4 protein-coding genes are annotated in these 5,763 nt (G+C 64.8%); all 4 read right to left on the reverse strand.

Features of this window, described 5'->3' with window-relative positions:
* Nucleotides 1-114: 114 nt before the first annotated feature.
* From hutH to hutI, 4 genes are read right to left on the reverse strand one after another with little or no spacing between them, the layout of a single operon-like run.
* Nucleotides 115-1,647: a histidine ammonia-lyase gene (gene hutH / locus OKB81_RS19175; protein ID WP_160839416.1), complete on the reverse strand. Its 1,533-nt coding sequence runs from the start codon at nt 1,645-1,647 to the stop codon at nt 115-117.
* 1 nt (nt 1,648) lies between these two features.
* On the reverse strand, nt 1,649-3,352 hold the full coding sequence (hutU, locus tag OKB81_RS19180) for a urocanate hydratase (protein WP_042015303.1): 1,704 nt from the start codon (nt 3,350-3,352) through the stop codon (nt 1,649-1,651).
* Between the two features lie 45 nt (nt 3,353-3,397).
* Nucleotides 3,398-4,336, reverse strand: coding sequence for a formimidoylglutamase (gene hutG / locus OKB81_RS19185; RefSeq protein WP_039040414.1), 939 nt, complete (start codon nt 4,334-4,336; stop codon nt 3,398-3,400).
* Nucleotides 4,329-5,564, reverse strand: a complete 1,236-nt coding sequence (hutI, locus tag OKB81_RS19190; RefSeq protein ID WP_160839418.1) for an imidazolonepropionase — start codon at nt 5,562-5,564, stop codon at nt 4,329-4,331. Before hutI ends, hutG begins: the two co-directional genes overlap by 8 nt.
* Between the last annotated feature and the right edge of the window lie 199 nt (nt 5,565-5,763).

Here is a 5,763-nt window from a genome sequence, read left to right on the forward strand (position 1 = left end):
CCAAACCACAGAAGTATGCGACGAGAAAACCTAGTAAAAACAATGCCAGTCAGGCTTAACTGACTGGCATTAGCCCCATGGGCGGTCTTATTTATGGTTTGCTCAGACTCGGGGTCAGAGGCTGGGCAGAGTCCCGGCCGGGATCAGGTCGTTGTAGCTGGCACGGCTCAGCAAGGCGGCGGCCGCCTCGATGTCCGGTGCAAAGTACCTGTCCTTGTCATAGAAGCTGACCTCTTCCCGCAAACGGCCCTTGGCCAGCTCGATGAGCTCGGTGGAGCGCAGGGGAGCGCGGAAGTCGAGCCCCTGGGCCGCTGCCAGCAGTTCCACCGCCAGGATGCCACGGGTGTTCTCGGCCATGTCCGCCAGCCGGCGACCGGCGAAGGTGGCCATGGAGACGTGGTCCTCCTGGTTGGCCGAGGTGGGCAGGCTGTCTACCGAGGCCGGGTGGGCCAGGGTCTTGTTCTCGGAGGCCAGGGCCGCCGAAGTGACCTGGGCGATCATGAAACCGGAGTTCACCCCGCCGTTGTTCACCAGGAAGGCCGGCAGGCCGGACATGCGCGAGTCGATGAGCAGCGCCATGCGCCGCTCGGACAGCGACCCGATCTCGGCGATGGCCAGGGCCAGGTTGTCGGCGGCAAAGGCCACGGGTTCTGCGTGGAAGTTACCGCCGGAGATGATCTCCTCATCCTCGGCAAACACCAGCGGATTGTCGGAGACCGCGTTGGCCTCGCACACCAGCACCTCGGCGGCCTGGCGGATCTGGGTCAGGCAGGCCCCCATCACCTGGGGCTGACAGCGCAGGGAGTAAGGATCCTGCACCTTCTCGCAGTTGTGGTGGGACATGCCGATCTCGCTGCCGTCCACCAGCAGGTGGCGGTAGCAGGCGGCCGCATCGATCTGGCCGCGCTGACCGCGCACCTCGTGGATGCGGGCATCGAACGGCCGGCGGCTGCCCAGCGCCGCTTCAACGCTCATGGCACCGATGGTGATGGCGCCGGCGTAGAGATCCTCGGCATGGAACAGCCCTTCCAGCGCGAAGGCGGTGCTCGCCTGGGTGCCGTTGAGCAGGGCCAGCCCCTCTTTCGGCGCCAGGGCGATGGGCTCCAATCCTGCAATCTTCAGGGCAGTGGCGGCGTCGATCAGCTCGCCCTTGTGACGGGCCTTGCCTTCACCGATCAGCAGGCAGCTCATGTGGGCCAGGGGCGCCAGATCGCCGGAGGCGCCGACGGAGCCCTTCTTCGGCACCACGGGGTAGACTTCGGCATTGATGAGGGTCATCAGGGCCTCGAGCACCGTCAGCCGGATGCCGGAGAAGCCACGGGCGAGCGAGTTGACCTTGAGCACCATCATCAACCGCACGGTGGCGTCATCCATGTACTCGCCAATTCCTGCCGCATGAGAGAGCACGATGGAGCGTTGCAGCTCGTCCAGCTGCTCCACCGGGATCCGGGTATTGGCCAGCAGGCCAAAGCCGGTGTTGATGCCGTAGACCACCCGGTTTTGCTCGATCACCTTGGTGACCACGGCGGCGGAGGCGTGGATCCCCGCCAGGGCAGCCGGATCCAGGCTGACGTGTACCGGCTCACGGCTGACACGGCGCAGGGTGGCGAGGCAGAGTTTGCCCGGTTGCAGATTGAGTTCGAACATCTTATTTCACCCCTTTGCCGGTGGCGTCGATCATCGGCAGATCCAGTTTCGCCTCATGGGCACAGTTGATGGCAATCTCGTAGCCGGCGTCGGCGTGACGCATCACCCCGGTGGCCGGGTCGTTGCGCAGCACGCGGCCGACCCGCTTGGCGGCATCGTCGGTGCCGTCACAGACGATCACCACGCCGGAGTGCTGGGAGAAGCCCATGCCCACACCGCCACCGTGGTGCAGAGAGACCCAGGTCGCGCCGCCGGCGGTGTTGAGCAGGGCGTTGAGCAGCGGCCAGTCGGAAACGGCGTCGGAACCATCCATCATGGATTCGGTCTCGCGGTTCGGGCTCGCCACCGAGCCGGAGTCAAGGTGGTCACGGCCGATGACGACCGGAGCCTTCAGCTCGCCATTCTTCACCATCTCATTGAAGGCCAGGCCCAGGCGCACCCGATCCTTGACGCCAACCCAGCAGATCCGCGCCGGCAGGCCCTGGAAGGCGATGCGCTCGCGGGCCATGTCGAGCCAGTTGTGCAGGTGGGGATCGTCCGGGATCAGCTCCTTCACCTTCTGGTCGGTCTTGTAGATGTCTTCCGGATCACCGGAGAGGGCCACCCAGCGGAACGGGCCAATGCCCTCGCAGAACAGCGGGCGGATATAGGCCGGCACGAAGCCCGGGAAGTCGAAGGCATTCTTGACCCCCTCTTCCAGCGCCATCTGGCGGATGTTGTTGCCGTAATCGAGCGTGGCGGCGCCGCGGGATTGCAGGGTCAGCATGGCTTCGACCTGACGGGCCATGGAGCGGCGAGCCGCCACGTTGACCTCGTCCGGTGCACTCTTTTGCAGATCGCGCCATTGAGCCACGCTCCAGCCCTGGGGCAGGTAGCCGTGTACCGGGTCATGGGCGGAGGTCTGGTCGGTCACCACGTCCGGCGTGATGCCGCGAGCCACCAGCTCGGCGAAGACATCGGCGGCGTTGCCGAGCAGGCCGACGGAGACGGCGGTGCCGCTGCGTTTGGCCTCCTCGATCATGGCCAGCGCCTCATCCAGGCTGTGGGCCTTCTTGTCGACGTAGCGGGTACGCAGACGGAAATCGATACGGGTCTCGTCGCACTCCACGGCGATCATGGAGAAACCGGCCATGGTGGCGGCAAGGGGCTGGGCACCGCCCATGCCACCCAGGCCCCCGGTCAGGATCCAGCGGCCTTTGGGCTCGCCATTGAAGTGCTGGTTCGCCACCGCGAAGAAGGTCTCGTAGGTGCCCTGCACGATGCCCTGGGTGCCGATGTAGATCCAGGAGCCAGCGGTCATCTGGCCGTACATCATCAAACCCTTTTTATCGAGCTCGTTGAAGTGCTCCCAGTTGGCCCAGTGGGGCACCAGGTTGGAGTTGGCGATGAGCACCCGCGGCGCATCCTTGTGGGTCTGGAACACCCCGACCGGCTTGCCGGATTGCACCAGCAGGGTCTGATCGTCCTCGAGCCGGGTCAGTACCTCGACGATCTTGTCATAGCAGGCCCAGTTTCGGGCGGCGCGGCCGATGCCGCCGTACACCACCAGGGACTGGGGATGCTCGGCAACATCCGGATCCAGATTGTTCATCAGCATCCGCAGTGGCGCTTCGGTGAGCCAGCTCTTGGCGGTCAGCTGGGTGCCGTGGGGAGCACGGATCACGCGGCTCGGATCGTGGCGGGGATCCTGGTGTTGTACAGACATAGACACTCCTTGTTTAGCGATGCAGTCAGGCGGCGCGGTGCGCCACTACTTGGTCAACTGGTGAACCAGGCGCGCAGCCACGCGGGCACTGCGGTTGTCCTGATCCAGGTTCGGGTTGTACTCGGCCAGATCGGCGAGCCTGAGCTTGCCGCTGGCCCGGATATGGGCGATGAGCGGTTCGATGACCGCCAGCTCCACGCCGCGAGCAGCGGGCGCGCTCACTCCCGGCATCACCGCCGCCGGCAGCACGTCGAGATCGATGGTGAGATAGAGGTGGTCGCAACGGGCGATGAAGGCATCCAGCCCGCCTAGCAAGGCTGGCAGCTCGGTCTGCGTCATCGCCTCGTCCAGCACGTGCCAGACTCCCAGCGCCTCGGCGCGGGCAAAGAGCGCCGCGGTATTAGCGGTTTCGGCCACCCCGAGACAGGCATAGTGAAAGGGGGTGCCCTGGGCGGCGCACTGCTCGGCAATCTGGAAGAAGGGGGTGCCCGAGCTCGCCTGCTCCTGTTTCATGCGTAGATCGAAGTGGGCGTCGAAATTGATGATCCCGACCCGCCCTTCGCCACCAAGATGACGGTTCAGGCCGCTCCAGCTACCGAACGCCACCTCGTGGCCGCCTCCCAGCACCAGGGGGAAGTGCCCCTGATCCAGCGCACTCGCGACCCGTTCGGCCAAGCGCCCGTGGGCGGCATCGAGATCGCCGTCCTCACAGGCCAGATCCCCGCCGTCATAGACGGGGGCGCCCAGATGCCAGGCCGTGTTGGCCAGCAGCTTGCGCACCGCCAGCGGTGCACCGGCCGCGCCGACCCGCCCCTTGTTGCGGCGCACCCCTTCGTCACAGGCAAAGCCGAGCAGCACCACGCCGGGTTCGCGATTCCCCTGCCAGGGTTGCACCCTATCGTGCCAGCGCAGGGCCAGCTCGCCGTCTTCGGGATCCTGACGCCCCTGCCAGACCGACATGTCGATCCCGTTAAACTTATCCATGAAGGGTTTCCTCCCCGTTGACCACACGGCTCACCAGCTGATCGACGCCGATGAGGTAGCTGAGCTCGGCCGGATGGCCGCAGTTCCAGACAAGGAAATCCGCCAGCATGCCGACCTTGAGCTGCCCCAGCCGTTCCTGCTCGCCAAGCGCCCTGGCGGCGTGGCGGGTCACCCCGGCCATGGCCTCCACCGGGGTCAGGCCAAGCAGGGTGCAAGCCATGTTCATGGCCATGCGCAGGGAGACGATGGGGGCCGTGCCCGGGTTGATGTCGGAAGAGACAGCCATGGGTACCCCCGCCTTGCGCAAGGCAGCGATCGGGGGCAGCTTGGTCTCCTTGAGGAAATAGAAAGCGGTGGGCAGCAGGGTGGCGACCACGCCACGGTGGGCCAGCGCCTGGATCCCGTCCTGATCCAGATATTCCAGATGATCCACCGAGAGGGCGCCGAAGTGGGCGGCGAGCGTGCTGCCCCCCAGGTTGGAGAGCTGATCCATGTGCCCTTTCACCGCGAGGTTGTACTGATCCGCCGCCAGATAGACCTGCTCGGTCTGGGCAAGGGAGAAGCCGATGTGCTCGCAGAAGACATCCACCGCATCCGCGAGACCTGCCTCGGCCGCCGCCGGGATGATCTCCTGGCAGATGGTCTCGACCCAGGAGTCGGGATCGTCGCGATACTCCGGCGGCACCGCATGGGCCGCCAGCAGCGTGGTCTTGACCCGGATGGGCTGCGTCTCTCCCAGACGACGGGCCACCCGCAACATCTTGAGCTCGTCTTCCAGGGTGAGGCCATAGCCGGACTTGATTTCGACTGTGGTGACCCCTTCCCGGATCAGGGACTTGATCCGCGGCAACGCCAGCTCATAGAGCCGCTCCTCGCTGGCTGCCCGGGTGGCGCGCACCGTGCTGATGATGCCACCCCCCTTGCGGGCGATCTCCGCATAGGGGACTCCCTTCTGGCGCAGCTCGAACTCTTCGGCGCGGCTGCCGGCGAAGATGAGGTGGGTGTGGCAATCGATGAGACCGGGGGTGACCAGCTTCCCCTTCATGTCCTGCCAGGAGGCGGCATAGGGGCCCTTGAGATCCTGCATGGGGACCAGAGCGTGGATCTTGCCATCCCGCACGCCAAGGGCATGGGGCTCCAGCAGGCCGTAGTCCGCCAGATCGGGGCGCAGGGTGGCGGGTGTCACGTTGAGCCAGACCCGCTCGCAGTTCAACAGTTCCTTGTTCATACCGACCCCTAAATGTATATACAATAATTTATAGCCGATCTCTGAAAAGAAAGGAAGGATCAAGTTCACATCTTGATAACAGTGGCTTTATTAGAGTGTAAGCACAAAAAAGCCCACCGAGAGGTGCAATGCTGTTCACTTAAGAGAATTTGAGTTCCAGTCCACGTAGTATCAGGGCTAAAAAATGAGGGAGGCATGA

The organism is Aeromonas sp. QDB56 (genome assembly GCF_027705505.1).
In the GTDB taxonomy this organism is placed as follows: domain Bacteria; phylum Pseudomonadota; class Gammaproteobacteria; order Enterobacterales; family Aeromonadaceae; genus Aeromonas; species Aeromonas caviae.

What these genes read in the sequence shown, in the direction of transcription:
- hutH (WP_160839416.1), bottom strand. Translation starts at nt 1,647, where the DNA reads ATGTTCGAACTCAATCTGCAACCGGGCAAACTCTGCCTCGCCACCCTG.
- hutU (WP_042015303.1), bottom strand. Translation starts at nt 3,352, where the DNA reads ATGTCTGTACAACACCAGGATCCCCGCCACGATCCGAGCCGCGTGATC.
- hutG (WP_039040414.1), bottom strand. Translation starts at nt 4,336, where the DNA reads ATGGATAAGTTTAACGGGATCGACATGTCGGTCTGGCAGGGGCGTCAG.
- hutI (WP_160839418.1), bottom strand. Translation starts at nt 5,564, where the DNA reads ATGAACAAGGAACTGTTGAACTGCGAGCGGGTCTGGCTCAACGTGACA.